The sequence below is a fragment of the Echinicola salinicaeni genome, from assembly GCF_014280965.1.
Classification (GTDB): domain Bacteria; phylum Bacteroidota; class Bacteroidia; order Cytophagales; family Cyclobacteriaceae; genus Echinicola; species Echinicola salinicaeni.
Genome location: NZ_JACODZ010000002.1, coordinates 299677 through 320056 on the forward strand (window position 1 = coordinate 299677; position 20380 = coordinate 320056).

Consider the following 20380-nt stretch of genomic DNA (forward strand, 5'->3'; position numbering starts at 1 on the left):
TAAAATTCCTAAATCTGTGGTTATAAAATTCTTTGGAAGCTTACCAACCTGGGTTTTGTCCCAAATCAGGATTCATCAAAAGATCATTTTCAGGAATTGGGTAAAGATAGTTTTTTTCTTCCCATTCTCTGGTTTGATGGTCCAACCAATGTATTTCACCTTTGTTTTCTTCGGATAACTGTTGAGGGTTGACACCAGAGTCAATATTTTGTGAAACATTGATATAAGTAACGCCATCTACAGGGTTCGCAGGTATGGAAGTAAAGAAGGCCACATCAAGGATCCCATCCTCATTGAGGTCAATTGGAGTATTCAGTTCTGGTACATAGAAGCCATTCCATGGCATTTCCATCAGTTCGCCTTTTTTCCATCTGACTAGATCATAAAACCTGAACCCTTCAAAAACCAATTCAATTCCTCTTTCTCTTCTTACTTCCAAAAGTACCGGATCATTGATCTCTGGGAAATAAGTCTGCTGAAGATAAGGGTCAATAGTTGTTGGTAAGCTTAGATTTCCTTTTATACCAGCTCTTTCTCTCAATGCCCCAATGGTCATTGCCCAGCCATCGGCATCAAGGGAGCCTAGCTCTGCTTTTGCCTCTGCATAGTTTAATAGGATTTCAGCATATCTCATGATGCTGACACTGTTGATATTTCTGCTGCCGCCATCATAGTACATATCATCTAATGTCCATTTGATAGGCTGATAACCGGTATAAGTATAAGAGAAAACAGGAGGTGCTGGAAGGACTGCTCCAGCATTAGTTCTGGTGTAGTCAGCCATTCGAATGGTCTGTTGCAGCCTTTTGTCTCTACCTTTGGTTTCTTCCATAAAGGTCATGGTTTCATGACCACTTAAGTTGGTGAAAGGGAAGCCGTCAGTGTTCAAATACGTTCTCACGAAATCTCTAGTCAAACTTACCCTTGATCCATAGGTTGAGCTTGTCCACCACCAGTTTGCATCGTGGAAAACACTCAATGCGGGATCTATGACCACAGATAGCATTACCTCTTGGGATAGAGGCTTTTCACTGATAAAAAGAGATCGATAGGAAAGGTCTTCTCCAGCTCCCTGATATAGAGAAAAGTCACCACTATTGATTACCTGTCCAGCAGCATCAGCAGCTTCTGACAGCCATTGGTCAGCAGAAGCGGTAAGGTCATAGTTGGTGTGGTATTTTCTGAAAGTTCCCTCAAAAAGACAAATTCTTGATTTAAAGCCTAGGACCACATTTTTGGTGATTAAACTTCTGCTCTCATCATCTGTAGTTTGAATATTTTCTATGGCATAATCAAGGTCTCTCAATACAGAATCCATCACTAAAGTACGGGAATCACGACCATTAAAGAGGTCTGGATCATTGACATCCATGGTTTTATTGATCCATGGAACATCCCCAAAACGTTTTACTTTTTCAAAGTAAAAGTAGGCCCTGAAGAATTTTGCAAGGGCATTATAGTGATTTTTGGTTGCTGGATTAATTTCTTCACTGATATTGTTTTCTAAGAAGAAATTGATGTTTCTTAATTCACTCCATGACCAACCGCTACTTTGGGTAGGGGTGAAGTTACCAGGCCTAAGGAAATCTGGTACCTGGGTTCTTGCAGAATAATCAGCCATGGCATCTCCAGAATGGATTTCTCTGGCTGTTGGCAGGGCATTGTAAAATGAAGTAGAGTAAAGTTCCAAGCCATTTTCACTATTAAAAACAGCTCCACCAGAGGTAGTTGATTCCGGAAATTGGTCCAGTTCAGCACAGCCAGAGGCGATGGCTCCTAGAAATGCTAATGATCCGATTATATTTTTTATGTTTTTCATTTTGAAGCGTTCAATTTAGAAGGTAATAGAAAGTCCCAGGGTTACACTTTTTAGGATAGGGTAGTTATTGCCATTTCCTGAAGTACCAGATGTAAGGGTCAAATCGGAAGGTCCTGTGCTTTCTACATCAAGGTTTTTGGTGACATCATACAGTGGAGACCAAGACAACAGATTTTCTCCGGATAGGTATACTCTAGCGCCGCCCATCTTAAATTTCGATGCTACATGTTCCGGTAGGTTATAACCAATTTGGATATTCTTCATTCTCAAATAAGCTATACTTTGCAAATACCTTGTTTGTGTGGATGAAAGGGAACGGTTGCTACCAATAGCTGAATAGCCCCTGTATCTTGGGAAATAAGCATCAGGATTATCCTCAGACCAAATATTACCAATCATGGATTTAGGAATATCATTATATGGTCGGTTATACTGTCCCCAGAAAAGTCCGGCTTCGCCACCTGGCCACCAATCTCTTTTGCCAACTCCCTGGAAGAAGGTGCTGAAGAAGAAGTTGTTCCAGTTAAGGTCGATATTAAACCCATAAGTGTATCGTGGTGTGGAATTACCAATGATGGTTTGATCTCCAGGATTATCAACCGTATTTAATCCTTTATTGATTACGCCGTCTCCATTGAGGTCTTTGAACTTGATATCTCCAGGCAAGGTAGTTCTGCTGGTAGACGATTGGATATAAGATTGATCAGCATGGGTGTTGATGTCTTCCATGGATTCAAAGAGGCCTTCAGTCTCATAGCCCCAGATTTCACCAACCTTCATGCCTACATAATAGTCGTTCAACCTTTTGTCAGGATTATTGTATTTGGTGATGGTAGAGGAATAATCTGCCATAAAGAATTTCACGCTGTAGTTAAGCGGCTTGGAAGCTAGACTGACTTGGTCTTTCCAGGATACCACAAATTCCCATCCTTTTGTACGAAGATCAGCATAGTTACCCTTAGGGACTGCTGTTCCAAAAACTGCTGGTAGGGAATTACCAACGGTAAACATATCTGTGGTATTCCTGATATAAGCGTCACCAGTGAAAGTCAGCCTATTCTCCAATAGTCCCAAATCAATACCGATATTGGCAGTAGTGGAGGTTTCCCAAGTAAGTCCGTCAGGCAATACGCCTGGTTGTCCTGTATATTGAGGTCTTACGCCATTTAGTATTCTACCAGATTGCGCAATGGAAAATAGCTCTTGGAAGGCATAGGATCTAATATTACCATTTCCAAGTGAGCCATAAGAAGCCCTTAATTTTAGATCGGAAACTGCTTTATCCGCAATATTGAAGAATGATTCATCTGAGATTCTCCATCCTGTCGAAAATGACGGGAAGAATGCATAACGTTGATCTTGAGGGAATTTGGACGAACCGTCATATCGGCCATTTACTTCCAATAAATATTTGCCCGCATAATCATAATTGGCTCTAAAGAAACCTCCTTGTATATCCCATCTTTCCCATCCACCATTTGTGGTTATAGATTGGCCTAAAGCAAGGTTAATGTCTTGCGCGTCTTCAAAGATCAATCCGTTTCTTTGAGCGGTTAGATTGCTAAAAGTGGATGATTCATAATTGTACCCAGCCATGCCTTTCAGGTGGTGCTCTCCAGATAATTTTGGCTCATACTCCGCATAAATATTGGTAGCCAAATAACGGGTCGCTGATCGGCTATTTCTAATGTCATTGGTGTTCATACCAACATATTCGATCACTCCTTGACTTCGGCTGTAAGGGACAGGCACACGGATTCTTTGCTCATTATTTTGAACATCCTGGAAGGTGAAGTTTCCTCGAACTCTAAAGGTATTATCAAAGAACTTCGAATTGAAGCTGGTGATGTTTTTAATAATGCTTCTTTCTGTGTCGATACCATTTTTGCCGTAATAGAAATCACCAACGGTATAAGCTGCTGAATAAGAAAGCGTACCGTCAGGGTTTAATAGTGGCGCCAAAGGGTGGCCTTCATCTGCAATATTCCTCCAAATACTTCCTCCTTCACCAACGTTTAATGGATTATGGTATTTTCTAAAGGAATAATCAGTATTGTTTTCCACGGTCAACCAATCGGTCATTTCCATAGAACCTTTGGCACGGAAATTATATGATTTGAAGTCATCAGAATTATACCTGAATAAGCCTTCCTGATCGTAATATCTTCCTGTGATATAATAGCCTGTTTTACCATTGCTGCCAGATAAGGAAATGTTCTGCTCCATGGCAAAGAGGCTTTTTTTGTATAGTTCCCCATAATAGTCTGTATTGCCATAGTAGATGTACTCTCCATTCGGTCCTATTTCTATTTTAGGCAAACTAGGATCTTCCGACCTCCTCTTTAATTCTGCCAAGTAATCCTGAGAAAATGGAAGGGTTTTATTGGCATTTTGTGGAGTTTGGGAATAGTCATTCCATGCTGTCCAAGCTTCATTGAACATGGAGGCCCAAGTATAGCCATCCGTTACCAGGTCAGGAACTGTAGTTGGCGATTTGATGGAATAATTGGAGGTATAAGTCAAAGTCATTCTATCTTTCGCAGGAGCCTTTGTGGTAATGAGAATTACACCAAAGGCTCCTCTGGCACCATATATAGAAGCCGCAGAAGCATCTTTCAATACAGAAATACTTTCAATATCTGTTGGGTTAATCATCGAAGGATCCCCTTCTACGCCATCAATAAGCACTAAGGCATTTCCTCCTTGCCCGATAGATGTTGTTCCCCTGATATTGAAAGAAGGAGATTGGGTTGGTTTACCATCTTGGATATTGATATTTAAGTTAGGAATGGCCCCTTGTAGGCCCTGCGCAATATTTGGTACTGGCCTGTTTTCGAATACCTCTCCAGTCACTTGGTCTACAGCTCCTGTTAGGTTGACTTTTTTCTGGGTTCCATAACCTACTACCACGACTTCCTCCAATTCATTTGAAATGAGTTTGAAGTGCATTGGCGCTTTGCTGATGGTCATGCTGGCCCCTTGGTAACCTAAGTAGCTAGCCGTAATTTCCTCTCCCAAAAGTTCTTCTGGAATGTTTAAAGACCATTTTCCATCTAAATCGGAAGCAATACCAATACCAGAACCTGCTATAAATACTGATGCCCCTACGATGGGTTCACCTGTGTCACGGTCGGTTACAGTACCTGATATGGCAATGTCAACCTCTACAGCTTTGGATGAGTTGGCTTTTTGGTTTTTTCTAACAGCAATAGATTCATTGACCTGTCTAAAGTTGAGTCCTGTTTGCTCAGCAATTTGGTAAAGTAGACTTTCCAAGTCACTAGGGCCTTTTACTGAAACACTTTGGTTTAACTCGTTTAATTTAGGATTGAAATGGAAGCGGAAGTCACTTTGCATCTCCACTTTTTCTAAAACTTTGCGTAGGAGGATCTCTCCCTTACTGAGCTCAATTTTTGTCTCGCCCATTTGCTGGGCCTCACTTTCATGTGCTAAAGCAAGACTGCTGAAGCAATACATGAGTGTTCCGATGATTAAGAGGTTCGCTGTTGATTTCAAAACAATGCGAAGTAGTTTTTTTTTCATAACTTTGATTAATAAAGGTTTACTTCCTCACTGCTACATGGTCGAAGATGGAAGCAGTTTGGAAAATCGTTTAATCTTTTAAAATCCGGAGATGGTCCATATCACCGGATTTTTTTATTGCCCATGGCAATTGGGGACTTCTATAAGTACTTCTTTTTCATTGATGGAATAATTGATTTTTAGCGCATATTGAATAATGTTTAAGGCATTTTCCAGAGAGGTGTTTTTAAATTCCCCTGTGTAAAGACAGTTGCCAGGTTTTTTATTAAGCTTGAACTGAATGTCATACCATTTGCTCAACTGCTGAATAACCTCATCCATTTTTGCATTTTTGAAGGTGAGGATTCCTTGTCTCCATTTGGCCATTTCCGACGGCTCAAAAGTTTGTGTCTGGCCAAAGCCTGAATTGGTTTTCCAAGTGGTCATCTGGTTTTTGGTCAAATAGATAGTTTTTCCTTCTTCAAAGGCCTCTTTGACGGCAACTTTTCCGGAAAAAACAGCCACTTCCATATTTTCTTCTGGATAGGCACTGATATTAAAGGAGGTACCTAGGACCTGTGTGCTTAGGTTTCCAGACTTGATGAGGAATGGTTTGTTTGGGTTGAGATGGACATCAAAAAATGCTTCACCCTTCAAAGCCACTTCTCTAGTCGCTCCAAACTTTTCTGGATAGGTAAAGGAAGACCCACTACTCAGCCAGATTTTAGAGCTATCGGGCAAAGTAAAGCTGCTGACCTGACCAATCTTATTGCTGATAGTAATCATCTCAACTGGAACGGGGGTAGGTGCTTCATTTTGCCAAAACTGTAGTCCAATTAATGCTGCCACCAAAAATGAAGCAGCAATTTTTACAATTGATGACAAGGAAATGAGTTGGGCTTTTGGCTCCCTTCTTTCTGGAATTGAAGCAGTATTTTGCTTGATGGATGTCCAGGCTGCTATTTTCCTTTTTTCACGGTCAATTTGGGAATGCTGCAATTCGTCCAATTTAATATCATCGTACCAACTGTTAAGCTCCTCTAATTCGTTATCTGAAATGGTTTTGTTAAAAAGCTTTGACACCAGCTTTTTCCAATATTTATTGATTTCCATATTTTATTGATCGGCTTTCAATCAATAGAGAAGAAATATTGGAATCGTGTCTACTCAGAATACGTTATGTAATTTTTAACTATGAATCCTATTGAGTAACCTTGAGGTAATATGACTTAGCTGAAAAGCATCAATAATAATCCGGCTAGTGCGATGTCTTCAGCTAGTTGTTCCTTAAACGTACCGGTTGCTTTGGCAAGATGGGTCCTTACTGTGGAAGGAGTAATATTAAAATTGTTTGCAATTTCTTCAACTGACATATTTTGGGTTCTGTTCATCAGGAAAATCTCACGACATCTAGGTGGTAAGGTTTCGGTGATAATGGCTATTTTGTTATACAGCTCATTAAATTCCATCAAAGAGAATCCGTTTATTTCATGGAAAGGCTCCGGGTTTCCAATAGAATTTAATTCTTCAAATTGTTGGTCTTTTTGAGCGACCATCTTAAAAAATCCATATTTGATCATGGTGACCAAATAGGCTTTTAACTCTGTTTTTATTTTGATGTTCTGTCGGTATTTCCACAAACTGATAAAGACCTCTTGTGTAAGGTCCTGGGCTAAATCAGGGCTTTTGGTTTTATTGAGCGCAATATCAAAAAGGGAGTCCCAATAGCGATTAAAGATTTCTTGGAATGCCGAATGGTCTTCCTTTTGGGCCATTAGGGTAAAAAGTTCGGTGTCACTTACTATTCTGCTCATGAGACTAAGTTTGAGCCAAATTTAAAGTGAAGGATATGAACTTATGGCAGGAGATGAGTTAAGAAAAGGTTAATAAAAATAGAGGCTTGGGATTTATTATCTTTTTTTGATGGCTACATAGCTCTTTAGATGGGATTTTGTTTGGCCACCATAGCTACCAGAGACTGGCAGGGTCAATTCAGGCATATAACTTATGGCCAAGGGAATATGATAAGCATCAGTTAATAGGCCAAGACTTGGGTCTAATCCTATCCATCCAGCTCCTGGGCAGAACACTTCTACCCAGGCATGTAATTCATGATTTTCTTCCAGTTCTGGATTATAAGCATAGCCACTTACAAACCTGCTGGCCAAGCCTATGCTTCTCAGCATATTGATCAATAGCCATGATAAATCCCTACAAGATCCTTTTTTTTCGGCCAATGTTTTCTCAGGGTTCCATACGCCGGATTCATGTCTGATAATATGTTGGCAATCATCATGGATTTCAGCAGTGATATCGACCAAAAATGATACAGTTCCAGTGGCTTTCGCTTTAATGTTTTTTGTTTTGTTAAATAATAAATCTGATTGAGGATCCTTAAGATAGGGAGCAAGAAAATCGATTTCTTTTTTGCTATAGTTAAAGTTTAGTTCCCCTTCTTCATTACTACCCTCAAAGCCATTATCAAGGATAAAATCAAATGGGTTTATAGGAAGGATCTTCAATTCGGTTTTGATATCAATTTCAAAGATTTTAGTTGGCTGGTCAAACCAAATATGCTGACATAAATTCCCCTCCATATCCATGCGGTAATTGATGCCTTGAGGTGAAGGGCTTATCATGGATTCATAACTCAGTACCTTATAATAGCTGCGCGTGGAAGGTGATAGCAATACCTTTTGGGGATTGAGCATGACTTCCTGGTCATAGCTATATTGGGTAAGATGATGTATAGTAAGAAGGTGCTCAGAATTCATTCAGCGGGCTTTCTTTTTTGTGAAAAGCTTTTTTTAGGACATCGGCAGGCAGTTCATTGATGGCACTCTTCAGTCGGCTATTCCAGAAATCAGAGATATGGACCAACTCATTTTGTTCAAATCGTTGTTCTTTGATTTCAAACTTGTCATTTTCCAGAATGACTGTATCTATTGGGAAGGCCACATCATTGGCGGATATTCTCGTCGCATCAAAGGCCAAAAAGGCACTTTTTAAGGCGAAGTCCAAGGTTTCATCATAAGTGAGAGATCTCCTTAGTACAGGATTTCCAAAACCTGTATTCCCAATAATGACAAAGGGAGTGCCTTTTATAATTTCAATCCAGTTTCCTTGAGGATATAGCAGGTAAAGTTTAGGCTCTGAGTCATCTTGTAATTGCCCTCCGATAATCGCATGGAGGTTAAAGTTAAGTCCAGAGGCTTCAAGGTCTTCTTTATCTTCCTTGGCTACCCTTTTTATTTGGTTTCCAAGTTCATTGACTGCTTGGTAGAGCTTATTGAACTGGTCATCCTGATGTTGGATGACCTCTGTGAAATAAGTTATTGCCTTGTCCCGAACAGATCTGAGGCCTGAAGTCATGACAAAATAGGAGTGCTTCCGTTTGTTTACCACATAGACTTTCTTTGCCGTCGTGGTTTCATTTCCAGAAGTAATACGGGTATCAGAGAGGCCTATGATTCCGTGTTTGGTTTTGATGCCTAAACAAAAGGTCATTCTTGTTCTTGGTTTTGAGGGCTCACACTTGGTTTTAATTGGAAGAAATTTAACTCAATTTCCCTAGAAATAATATTTATTTTTTGCTGTAAATCATCTATGGATTCGTGAAGTCCTTGATCGATGATATCACTGATATCACTAAAACCTAGTTTAGACCTGAGTGCACCAATTTCCTTTTCTGCAGAATTCTTGAATTCATTGGTGCTGGATTCAGTAATCATATGAAGGCAATCTTCAGCTTCTTTTAGACAAAAATAAATAGATCTCGGAAATCTTCGGTTAAAGATTAGGAATTCAAGCACTTTACTGGCACTGATGGTGCCATACATTCGGCGGTAAGTATTGAATGCCGTTACAGATTTTAATAGTGCCATCCAGTGCAGAAAATCCAAAGGACTGCCCACTTCTTGAGGAGAGGGCAATAGCATATGGTACTTTACATCGAGTATCCTACTGGTTTTATCGGCTCTTTCCAAGTACATACCCAATTGTCTAAAATACCAGCCTTCTGTTCGGGCCACTGTGCTATCTGTTAGTCCATAGAGAAGTTGGATCTGGTTTTTAATATTGTCAAAAAAGCTTCTTGGATCCTTTTTGTCCCAAATTTTTCTTTCAGAAGCATTGTTGACATAATGGTATAATTCATTGATCTTTTCCCAGGTTTCTTTACTTAGGTTCTCACGGACAATCCTTGAATTTTCCCTGGCATAGGTGATCGAAGATAATATTGAGTTGGGATTTTCCCTATCTAAAGTCAGGAAGTAAATCACCTGCTTTTTGTCAAATCCCTCATTTTTTTTAATATAATTTTCTTGGTCACCCGTAGCAAAGACCAGCGGTTCCCATTGGGCCTTCATTCCAGGGGGAAGATCCAACATCAGATTGAAATTAACGTCTATAAATCGGGCGTAGTTCTCAGCCCTTTCTAGGTATCTTCCTAGCCAATATATTGAGTTTGCAACGCGACTTAGCATAAATTGAATTTAAGTTTAATATAATACCCATGTATCCTTACTTCCTCCACCTTGGGAACTGTTTACCACAAGGGATCCTTTTTTCAGTGCAACACGGCTTAATGCACCTGGAACGGCTTCTATTTCCTCACCATAGAGCACATAGGGCCTCAGGTCGACATGTCTACTTTCCAGTCCCTCATCTGTAAGTGTAGGTACGGTAGATAGTGAGAGGGTAGGTTGGGCAATATAATTATTGGGGTTTTTCTTGATGAGCTCCCTGAATTTTTCATGTTCTTCTGGGCCCGACTTTGGCCCGATCAACATGCCATATCCTCCAGCCGCATTGGTTTCCTTTACTACCAATTCCTCAATATGGTCCAGTACATATTGCCTTTCATCTGGTTTTCGACAAAGGTAGGTAGGCACATTATTAAGAATGGGGGCTTCATTGAGGTAATATTTGATGATATCGGGTACATACGCATAAACAGCCTTGTCATCCGCTACACCAGTTCCTGGGGCATTGGCCAGTGCAATATTTCCCGCTTTGTAGGCTTCGAAAATTCCGGGAATGCCAAGCATGGAATCCGGATTGAAAACAAGTGGATCCAAAAAGGTGTCATCAATCCGCCTGTAAAGTACATCTATAGGTTCAAAGCCTTTGGTGGTTTGCATATAGACCTTTTTGTCCTTTACTATCAGGTCCTCACCTGTAACTAATTCAGCTCCCATTTGCAGGGCCAAATAAGAATGTTCAAAATAGGCAGAATTATAAATCCCTGGTGTAAGCACCCCTACCACTGGCTTTTCCTTATTAGAAAGGTGCTGGAGCATTTGCAATAGTCGGGTAGGATAGTTAGAAACAGGCATTACACCAGCTTTATTGATTAAATCTGGAAAGGCTCTTTTAATGATTTCCCGGCTTTCTAACATATAGGAAACCCCCGATGGACATCTTAAATTATCTTCCAATACAAAATATTCCCCACTGTTATCCCTGATAAGATCTGTGCCTGTAATATGACACCAAATACCTTTTGGAGGGGTAATGCCTATGCATGGCTTTAAAAAATCTTTACTATTTTCGATCAAATCCCTTGGCACCACGCCATCATTGAGGATCTCTTGTTCGTTATAAATATCCTGAATAAATAGGTTGAGAGCCTTGATTCTTTGCCTCAGTCCGGCTTCTAATTGCAGCCATTCCTGGTTGGCAATAATTCTTGGAATAATATCCAGGTGGAGGATCTTTTCCAATCCCTGTTCATTATGGTAAACATTGAAAGTCATCCCCATAGCCAACTGAGTTTTATTGGCTGAGAATTGAAGTTGTTTCAGTTTTTTTGGCCCTGTCTTTTTTAACAGTTTTTCGAAGGTTTTGTAGTGATCCCTGCAGGAACCATTTTCATCGAACATCTCGTCAAAAAGACCTGCACAATCGTAATTGCTTAAATCCATGTGTGGTTTGTTATGGTCGTATATGAAAAATACATTCTCTTTTTAAGCTAATGAAAATGAGACGGATATCAAAATTTTAATAGGGAGATAAAATTAGGCTATTATGAGTTTATAGCTCCTTTTTAAGCTATTATTGCTTAGATGTTTTCTATAATATTGGACGGATTAATAGGGCGTTTTTTATTCGTTAATTACATTTATTTCTAACGGTTTGTTGTAATTGTTTGGTAATCAGATTGATATTGTTCGGTATTGATTAACGTGATTACTTCCTGCGAGACATCTAAGTTTTGATTAAGGAAAATTAATGTTTGAACAAGTTGAAACGTTTTTTATGTATACTAAAATGGTTTAGCATTTGGTAATGATTTGTTAAGTTCATAAGTTTAATGCAGTTTATAGAAAAAATGGTCTCTAGGAGATTGAAATAAACATTAAGTCATAACGTATTGTCCTTTTGATTAATACGGCTTTTAACAATAACCCTATAAACCAAATGATATCCACCAAAGCATTAGAGGATTTTTCAATTTCCGATAGCAATTTTGCGGATGAGGGAAGTTCCAGTTCTGTTAATGAACGGGAACCTGATATTTGGAGGGAGTTCCAGCAAGGAAGCGAATTGGCTCTGGCCAAGATTTTTAATGCATATGCCCATAATTTATATAATTATGGTAGACAATTAACTGCTCATGAAGACTTGGTTAATGATGCAATACAAGATGTGTTTTATCAATTGATCAAGAGTAAGCATAAGATTTCGGCTGCTAATTCAATCAAACACTATTTGTTCAGTAGTTTTAGAAGAAGACTTATGCGCCTTATAAAGCAGAAAAGAAAAATGATTTATGAGGAGAATCTTGAAAGAGAAGGGCAGTTTTTGATAAGTATAGATCCTGATTATCATTCTATCCAAACCATGTTTACTGTGGATCAGAAAAAGATCCTTGAAGAAGCCTGTAACCAGCTTCCTATACGACAAAGAGAGGTGCTTTCCCTGTATTTTTTTGAAGGATTATCCTATAAGGAGATTGCAAGTGTAATGGATTTTTCCCAAGTGAAATCAGCAAGAAAACTATTATACAGGGCACTTGACAATCTTAATGGTAGATTACATAAGCACAAAGACATTTTAAGGATACTGTTTGTGTTTGTAGGTTAGACTTGTATAAAACTAACTTAAGACTTAATTTTTAAAATTGATTATTTGAGCGAAAGAGTTCTTAGAAATGAAGGGGCTGAAGAATCAATACTCATTAAATATTTTGGTTCTATATGAAATGGTGTGGCTAAACTTTAATAAAGAAAACCATCTTAACTAGCCTGTCGCACGCGATCTCAAGTGTATTTGCAAATCCGCCTTACAGATATTGAGCGTTAAGAAATTAAAGAAGTGGGTAAGCAAGTAGGTAGATTTGTCTGACGAAATGCTGAACAAAGAGTTCGAAGGCAGCTATGTAGGAGGGAGGGCTTTAATTTTAGCACCATAGATGTATCGCTGCGGGGTTTCCTCCTTAGGCGGACAGGTTTTTGTTACTTTTTTCACCTGTAGGAAAAAAGTAACAAATGGGATGAGTTGAAAGTAACTCTGAAAATTGAAAGACAAAGTAAAAGTTATCTACACATCATATAGAAATAATATTTTTTAAAAAAAGTTCATTTGAATGGGGTTACTTTTTTAGTGCATGTCTCTTAAAGGATGTAAGAGAAAAATAGACTTTAAAGTAACCTTATCTGTCAATGAAATTTGACCCTAATAATGAATCAGACTTTTTAAAGCACCCACTTTTTCTGAAGTGGATTAAAGCCCCCAATGCAGAGTTGGATAGGTTTTGGAATGCCTGGGTCAAGAAATATCCAGAAAAACAGTCAATGATGCTGAGGGCAAAGGAACTTTCCAAATCCTTGATGTGGAAGAATAAATATGCCATGGAGCAGGAGCGTCACGAGAAGATGCTTGACAATCTTATACTGTTTAATTCTAAATGGGAGCATGAGCAAAAAATAAAGGAAATAAATCATACCAAAGATTCAAGTAAGCTGAAATGGTGGTTGGCTACAGCAGCCTCTATACTTCTACTGGGCTTTTTGACTTTGAGTTATTTTGAATCCGGAAAAGGATCGAATAACCATGAACAAGAACCCGTTTGGATTACAAAAGCAGCAGCGAAAGGAGTGAAGAAAATCGTCCATTTACCTGATGGCTCTGCAATAACCCTTAATTCGGATAGTGAGATACGATACCCTTCCAGTTTTGAAAAGGGGCGTATGGTGGAGTTGAAGGGACAGGCATTTTTTGAGGTTGTCAAAAATCCAGATCTGCCTTTTAGTGTCCAAAGTGGTGATTTAAAGACTACGGTCTTAGGAACTTCGTTTGATGTTAGCGCTTATCCTGATGATCAGGAATTCCATGTGGCGGTGGTGACAGGGAAGGTTAAAGTAGATACAGAAAATGGTGTATCTACCATGATAACTCCCGAGGAAGCTACTTTTTACGATACCCAGAAGCAATCCCTTACTAAAGGTTCCTATGATTATAACCATTTGATAGGGTGGAAAGAACGCATTCTGAAATTTTATGAAGAGCCCTATGCCCGAGTTTTTGAACGCTTATCGCGGTGGTATAATATCGGGTTTGAGTTTGAAGATGGCCCTGGTTTCGTTGGAAAGTACAGTGGTGAGTTCAAGAATGAAAGCCTGGAAAATGTATTAAAGGGTATGCAGTATTCTTTGGGTTTTGACTATGAGATAAAAGACGGAAAAGTAAAGATCATAAAAAAATAAAATGGCTTTGTGGCCAAAGTATATAATTAAAATAATCCCAAAATAATGAAAGAAAAACTACTCGTGTTCAAGAGGAAGTTGCTGTTGCGCTGTTTTCTTTGTCTTGCTTTTTTAGCTGGAGGAGGAATGGCCGGTCAGCAAGCTTTCGCCAACCAGCAAAAAGACCTGGAGAACGTCATCGTTTCCATCAATATGGAGGATGTCCCAGTCGAAAAAGTCCTAAGAAATCTCCAGCAACAGACAGATTTCAAATTTGCCTATGACTTGAATCAAGTCAGGAATACTCCGATGATCAGCATAAAAGCAAAACAGCAGTCATTGCTTTCAGTGTTGGAAGAAATTTCATGGAAGACAAAGTTAACCTTTAAACAGATCAACAGTACCATCCATATTTTGAAAGACAAAGGTGCTATAAGAGAAAATAATGGTCCTGCAAAACTTGACTTGATTGAGATTACTGGACAAGTGGTGGATGAAAGTGGCGAACCTTTACCTGGAGCAACGGTAATAGTGGAGGGAGATTCAGGTTCAGGAACCGTGACAGACCTCAATGGAAATTATTCAATTGACGTTGCCGAGGGGGCTACACTCGTTTTTTCCTTTATAGGATTTGAATCCAAAAAGGTAGTTGTGGGCAATAGTAATGTGATCAATATTACCTTGAATGTGAGCACCTCATCCTTGGAAGAAGTCGTGGTTGTGGGCTACGGTACACAGAAAAAGCTCAGTGTAGTAGGAGCAGTGGACCAAGTAGGGCAGGAGAAATTGGAGGGTAGGCCAGTAGCAACCATGAGCCAGGCTTTGCAAGGTGTCTCGGCGAACTTGATTGTACAACAACGTAATTCAGAGCCTGGAGCAGGGATTAATTTGAATATTAGGGGGATCAGTACTTTGGGAGATAATAGTCCTTTGATAGTAATAGATGGAGTAATTGGCGGTGATATTAACCTGCTTAACCCTTCTGATATAGAAAGTGTATCGGTGCTAAAGGATGCAGGTAGCGCAGCTATTTATGGTTCCAGAGCAAATAATGGTGTGGTATTGATCACCACGAAACAAGGAGAGAAAAACACAAAACCTAAGGTGACCTATAATGGTTTGGTGGGTGTCAATACCCCTCAATTTTTTACCAGTCCTGTACATGGATATCAGAATGCTATGCTTCGAAATGAATCGGCTTTTAATGCAGGTAGGAGTGAGGCTGTATTCAGTCCAGAAGAAATTCGTCAATTCAGGGAAAATGGTGACACGGAATGGTTTGCCAAAGAGATATTCAAAAACGCCATACAGCAAAACCATAACTTATCAGTTTCTGGAGGTAGTGAAAATTCAACCTATCTCGTTTCCGCAGGATATACTGATCAGCGTAGCAATTTCGTGGGACCTGAAAAAGGCTATACTCGATATAATTTCCGTATGAACCTGACCAATGAATTTGGGAGGTTTAAGATGAGTTCTAGACTTGCTTATACCAGAAGGTTGATCAAGGATCATTCTTATTCCAGTGGTACTTTGATGGCAGATGCGAACAGGGTTCCTCTTTATTATAATCAAAAAGATACTTTGGGAAGGTATTTGACCAATGATATTCTTCAGGAATTCAACCCATTGGGGATTTTGGAAAAAGGTGGTTTCAGAGAGCATATTGATGATAATGTGTTTGGTAATATAAGCGGAGATCTTAAACTGACAAATGACCTAAAAATGCGAGGGGTATTTGGCTTCAATATGTATTCTAATAATATGTATGCCAGGACTATGCAGGTAGATTTTTATCCTAGAGGAGTTTATGGAGGTGATAGGAATACCAATGATGAAAATCGAAAAGGTCTTGACCTCAACACGCAATTGATGCTACAATATGACAAGACCTTTGCTGAGTATCATGAGATCAGCGCCTTGGTGGGGGTGGCAAATGAAAATCACAGTGATCGTGGAATAGCTATTTATAAGCGGTTTACAGATCCTGAACTGGGAACTCCTGTTACAGAAACAGTCATCAATCCTGATTCTTATAATTCCAATCAAAGTTCATCTGAAAACAGTCTGAACTCCTTGTTTGGAAGGGTTTCTTACGATTATGAGAAAAAATATTTCGCGGAATTAAGCTTCCGATATGATGGTTCTTCCAAATTCAGGGAAGGAAAAAGATGGGGCTTTTTTCCATCCGCTTCCATAGGTTACCGGTTGTCTGAAGAAGCTTTTATGAGTAATTACCGCAATCGTTTTGGTGAAGTTAAGATCAGGTCTTCTTATGGTGTCTTGGGTAATCAGAACGTAGGGAATTACCAATATCAGACCACCTTCTTTACTTTCCAAAATGCCTATGGCTTTAATAATTCGGCAGTTGGTGGCACAGGTTTTAATTATGCCAATCCAAATATTCAGTGGGAAAGGGCATCCACTTTCAATATCGGTGCCGACCTTGACTTCTTGGATGGAGCTTTGACCTTGAGCTTGGATTATTTTGATAAGGTAACTTCAGATATTTTAGTACCACCTGCTGTACCTGGTGTGTTTGGTACCTCTTTGCCGGACTTCAACAGCGGAAAAGTGGGGAATAAAGGTTGGGAAATTACCACCACTTACAGGCATAGAGGAGATCTATTTGAGCATACTTTCTCTTTCAACCTAGCGGACTCTAAAAACAAAGTACTGGACTTTCAAGGAGAGGAAAGGCTTACAGGAATAGAAGAGCTACAGGTATTGTTGAAGGAAGGATATCCTTTCAATTCTTATGTGGGATTAAAAAGAGATGGTTACTTCCAGAATATTGATGAGGCTGAAAACGGACCTAAGCCAGAAGGTTTAAATGTTCAACCTGGTGACAACCGATACGTGGATGTAGACGGCAACGGTATTATCAATGATGAAGATAAATACGTTTTTGGTAACCCTTTCCCGAGAATGACCTTTGGATTAACTTATAATGTGCGTGTTAAAGGTTTTGACCTGAATGTTTTTGCACAGGGTGTAGGGAGCAGAACCATGATGATACGAGGGGAAATGGTGGAACCTTTTCATTTCAACTATGGCATGACCATGTATGAGCACCAGTTGGATTATTGGACCCCACAAAATCCGGATGCGCGTTTTCCTAGATTAGCCGATAATGGCAGTCAGTCCAATACCAATAATTTCAGAAGAGGCTCTGACATGTACTTGTTTGATGCGGCCTACCTTCGATTGAAGAATATTCAGTTGGGTTATACACTACCTAGAGGTTTAGCAGAAAAGCTGGGCATGCAAAATTGTCGAGCTTACCTCTCTGGGCAAAACCTGTTTACACTTTCCAAGGTGGACTTTGTTGATCCGGAATTATCTGAATTTGACAACAGTATGAGAAGTGGCGGTGCTAATAGTGCCCGAGCATATCCAACCATGGTGTATTACGGTTTTGGATTGGACATCACCTTTTAATGACCTAAAAAAATGAAAAAAATCAATAAATATACAATCATTCTATCAGCATGCTGCAGTTTGCTCTGGACAGGATGTAAGGAGCTGGATTTGGCTCCGGAAAACACCTTTACAGATTTGACTTATTGGACCTCTGAGTCCAAAGCACAAAGCATGTTGAATACTGCTTATTCGCAGATGTTTGATAGCAATCGCTTTTTTTACAATGAAGGTGCTTCGGACAATGCTTATAATGGGCGTGGAGATAATGCAGGAGCAGCTTCATTGGCCGCAGGAACCTATGATCCTTCTCTTGGTCGTTTGCAGAGCCAGTGGGACAATAATTACAGCGCCATCAAAACTTGCAATATTCTATTGGAAAATATAGATAATGTAGAGAGTATGGACGAAAGTGTGCGGGAACGCATGAAGGCAGAGGCCCGCTTTATTCGTGCTTATCAGCATTTTCAATTAATGACCTGGTTTGGGGATGTTCCCTTATTGGATAGGGATATAACCATAGAGGAAGCCCAAACAGTCAGCAGAACTCCCAAAAGCCAAGTGCTGGATTTTATTGTTAATGAACTGGCTGAAGTAAGTGGTATTCTTCCTACCCAACAGGAATTGTCAGCGGAGGAAAGAGGTAGAATTACCAGTGGAGCAGCCATGGCACTTAAGGCAAGGGTACATCTCTATGAAGGAGAATGGCAGCAGGTCGTGGATGTAACAGAAAGAATGATCTTTGGTGATGATTTTGGCAGTTATGGACTGTTCCCTTCCTATGAAGGCCTATTTATGCCCCAAAATGAATATAATCAGGAGGATATCCTCAGTATGCAATATGTGCCCCAGTTCCGTACATGGGGGCAGTTTTTTGATATGGCACCGCTTTCTGCCGGAGCAAGACTCAATGCCTTGGCACCTACCCAAGAATTGGTTGATAGCTATTTGATGGAAAATGGCCTTCCTATCGAGGATCCTAACTCAGGCTATGACGAAGGGAATCCTTACGTCCGTCGTGACCCAAGGTTGAAGGCTACCATTGTCTATCATTTGTATGAGTGGGAAGACAATGGAGAAACGCACACCATTTATATTGAGCCCGGTACTGATCCTGATGCATCTGCTCCGGATGAATATGTGCCTGGATCTTCGTCTACCACTACCGGATATTATACCCGAAAATATTTTGATCCTTCCCGTATCACCCAATTTGCCTCTGGGTTGAACTTGATGCTGTTCAGGTATGCAGACGTATTGTTGATGTATGCAGAAGCCAAAAATGAGCTGAATCAAATGGACCAAACTATTTGGAATGAGACTATTAGAGCATTGCGGGAAAGAGCCGGTTTTGAAGCATCGGCAGCCTTGGATTTTGATACTGATCTGGGACAAAATGGATGGAGAGAAGTCATTCGAAATGAAAGGAGAGTAGAGTTGGCAATGGAAGGCCTTAGAATATTTGATATCAGAAGATGGCGCATAGCTGAAGAGGTGCTAAATGGTTGGGCGCATGGTGCACAGTTTGGACCACCATCTGAAGACAATGGCTATTTACGGGTCAACTTAAGATCTTTTGATCCTTCCAAGCATTACTTATGGCCGATTCCGCGTGATGAACGTAACCTTAATCCAAATTTAACCCAAAACACTGGTTGGGAATAAACCTGATCAATAACCTGAAAACAATAAGAAAAATGAAAAATATAAATTATCAACTTCTTTCCTTAATAATGGTATTGATGGCCTTTTGGGGCTGTCAAGAAGACGCTGAGATGCATACAGAAGTTAGTCCTGTGCAGAGTTTGTATGCGCCAGAAAACAATGCCTATATGAATTTGGGCGCTCAGAGCGCAGCTATTTTTGAATGGGAAGCAGCAAAAGCTGCTGATAATGGCGTGGTACTTTACGATGTGGTTTTTGATGAAGAAGGAGGAGATTTTTCTGAACCACTTTTTGTAATGCCATCAGATGGTAGAGGGATGCAAAGGACGCTGACATTACCATTTTCTGATCTGAACAGAATCGCAGAAATGGCAGGAATTCAGCCTGAAGGAGTGGGGAGGCTGCAATGGTCCGTTCAGTCCTCCAAGGGGATCAATGTACAGGAAATTATGGACATCAGAACTGTTGAAGTGGAAAGACCAGCTGGTTTCCCTGCTCCAGATGAACTATATCTTACCGGTTCAGCTACTGAGGCCGGAGAAGACCTTTCCAATGCCATTTTGATGAAGAAGACCAGCGCCAATACATTTGAAGTATATACCTCATTGAAGGCTGGATCATACTTCTTTGCTGAAAGGAATTCTGGAGAGCCAGGTACCTATTATATCGAGGGAGAAAAGCTGAGAGCTGAAGGAGAAACGGAATATACTGGAGAGGAAAAAGTATACCGTATCCGCGTGGATTTCTCCAATGGAACTACTGAAATACATGAAATTGGTAATGTGGAGCTTTGGTTTGCACCGGATGGAGAATTTATTACGGGCTTGCCCTATGCTTCCAATGGAACTTGGTCTGTAGAGGACTTCCCTGTGGTATTTAAGCAAGAGGGTTGGGGCAGAGACGAAAGGTATAAATTCCGTTTCATGGTAACTGACGCAGAAGGCAATAGCTCCGAAGAGTGGTTTGGCAGCACAAATGGTGACAACCAACGCCCCAATGAGTCTACTGGACCTGCCTATTGGTATATGGTACCTGTAACCAGCGACCGCTGGAACAACTGCTTTAAGTTTGCTACTGAAGTGGATAATGCTTCAGCTGATATTCAAATTATTTTTAACGCAGAGGTTTCCAATTATACCCATACAGTATCAGTGGAATAAGTTTAGATGAGTTCAATAAACTGCCTTTGCGAGGACGTAGGAAGAAGCCATCGCGAGATGGCTTTACTTCACTATTGTGCCGTTCACAATGAAGAAAACGTGAGGGG

At 40.1% G+C, this 20380-nt stretch carries 13 protein-coding genes; 5 read left to right on the forward strand and 8 right to left on the reverse strand.

The genetic code is table 11. The features are described 5' to 3' along the window. Positions 1 to 40: 40 nt before the first annotated feature. The 8 genes from H7U17_RS04630 to H7U17_RS04665 all read right to left on the reverse strand — a co-directional run bounded on the left by H7U17_RS04630 (position 41) and on the right by H7U17_RS04665 (position 11265). On the reverse strand, positions 41 to 1819 hold the full coding sequence (locus H7U17_RS04630; RefSeq protein WP_186755354.1) for a RagB/SusD family nutrient uptake outer membrane protein: 1779 nt from the start codon (positions 1817 to 1819) through the stop codon (positions 41 to 43). Positions 1820 to 1834: 15 nt separating this feature from the next. Continuing rightward, positions 1835 to 5362, reverse strand: coding sequence for a SusC/RagA family TonB-linked outer membrane protein (locus tag H7U17_RS04635; RefSeq protein ID WP_186755356.1), 3528 nt, complete (start codon positions 5360 to 5362; stop codon positions 1835 to 1837). Positions 5363 to 5476: 114 nt separating this feature from the next. Next, the gene (locus H7U17_RS04640) at positions 5477 to 6454 is read right to left on the reverse strand and encodes a FecR family protein (RefSeq protein WP_186755358.1); all 978 of its coding nucleotides are present in this window, start codon (positions 6452 to 6454) and stop codon (positions 5477 to 5479) included. 116 nt (positions 6455 to 6570) lie between these two features. Then, the gene (locus H7U17_RS04645; protein ID WP_186755360.1) at positions 6571 to 7155 is read right to left on the reverse strand and encodes an RNA polymerase sigma factor; all 585 of its coding nucleotides are present in this window, start codon (positions 7153 to 7155) and stop codon (positions 6571 to 6573) included. Positions 7156 to 7251: 96 nt separating this feature from the next. Continuing rightward, positions 7252 to 8115: a transglutaminase family protein gene (locus H7U17_RS04650; protein WP_186755362.1), complete on the reverse strand. Its 864-nt coding sequence runs from the start codon at positions 8113 to 8115 to the stop codon at positions 7252 to 7254. Further along, on the reverse strand, positions 8105 to 8848 hold the full coding sequence (locus tag H7U17_RS04655) for a peptidase (protein ID WP_186755363.1): 744 nt from the start codon (positions 8846 to 8848) through the stop codon (positions 8105 to 8107). The genes H7U17_RS04650 and H7U17_RS04655 overlap by 11 nt, the downstream gene beginning before the upstream one ends. After that, positions 8845 to 9825 carry an alpha-E domain-containing protein gene (locus H7U17_RS04660; protein ID WP_186755365.1) on the reverse strand — a complete coding sequence of 327 codons (981 nt, stop codon included), beginning with the start codon at positions 9823 to 9825 and terminating at the stop codon, positions 8845 to 8847. Before H7U17_RS04660 ends, H7U17_RS04655 begins: the two co-directional genes overlap by 4 nt. A 15-nt stretch (positions 9826 to 9840) precedes the next feature. Beyond that, positions 9841 to 11265 carry a circularly permuted type 2 ATP-grasp protein gene (locus H7U17_RS04665; RefSeq protein ID WP_186755366.1) on the reverse strand — a complete coding sequence of 475 codons (1425 nt, stop codon included), beginning with the start codon at positions 11263 to 11265 and terminating at the stop codon, positions 9841 to 9843. A 496-nt stretch (positions 11266 to 11761) separates the two neighbouring features. Here H7U17_RS04665 and H7U17_RS04670 point away from each other — a divergent pair, with 496 nt between their 5' ends. The 5 genes from H7U17_RS04670 to H7U17_RS04690 all read left to right on the forward strand — a co-directional run bounded on the left by H7U17_RS04670 (position 11762) and on the right by H7U17_RS04690 (position 20273). After that, entirely contained in the window at positions 11762 to 12427 is a 666-nt protein-coding gene (locus tag H7U17_RS04670) for an RNA polymerase sigma factor (RefSeq protein ID WP_186755368.1), read from the forward strand. A gap of 578 nt (positions 12428 to 13005) precedes the next feature. Continuing rightward, positions 13006 to 14049, forward strand: coding sequence for a FecR family protein (locus tag H7U17_RS04675; RefSeq protein ID WP_186755370.1), 1044 nt, complete (start codon positions 13006 to 13008; stop codon positions 14047 to 14049). A 45-nt stretch (positions 14050 to 14094) separates the two neighbouring features. Next, positions 14095 to 17469: a SusC/RagA family TonB-linked outer membrane protein gene (locus H7U17_RS04680; protein ID WP_186755372.1), complete on the forward strand. Its 3375-nt coding sequence runs from the start codon at positions 14095 to 14097 to the stop codon at positions 17467 to 17469. A 12-nt stretch (positions 17470 to 17481) separates the two neighbouring features. Next, on the forward strand, positions 17482 to 19113 hold the full coding sequence (locus H7U17_RS04685) for a RagB/SusD family nutrient uptake outer membrane protein (protein WP_186755374.1): 1632 nt from the start codon (positions 17482 to 17484) through the stop codon (positions 19111 to 19113). 32 nt (positions 19114 to 19145) lie between these two features. Continuing rightward, positions 19146 to 20273, forward strand: a complete 1128-nt coding sequence (locus H7U17_RS04690; RefSeq protein WP_186755376.1) for a SusE domain-containing protein — start codon at positions 19146 to 19148, stop codon at positions 20271 to 20273. The last annotated feature ends 107 nt before the right edge of the window (positions 20274 to 20380 follow it).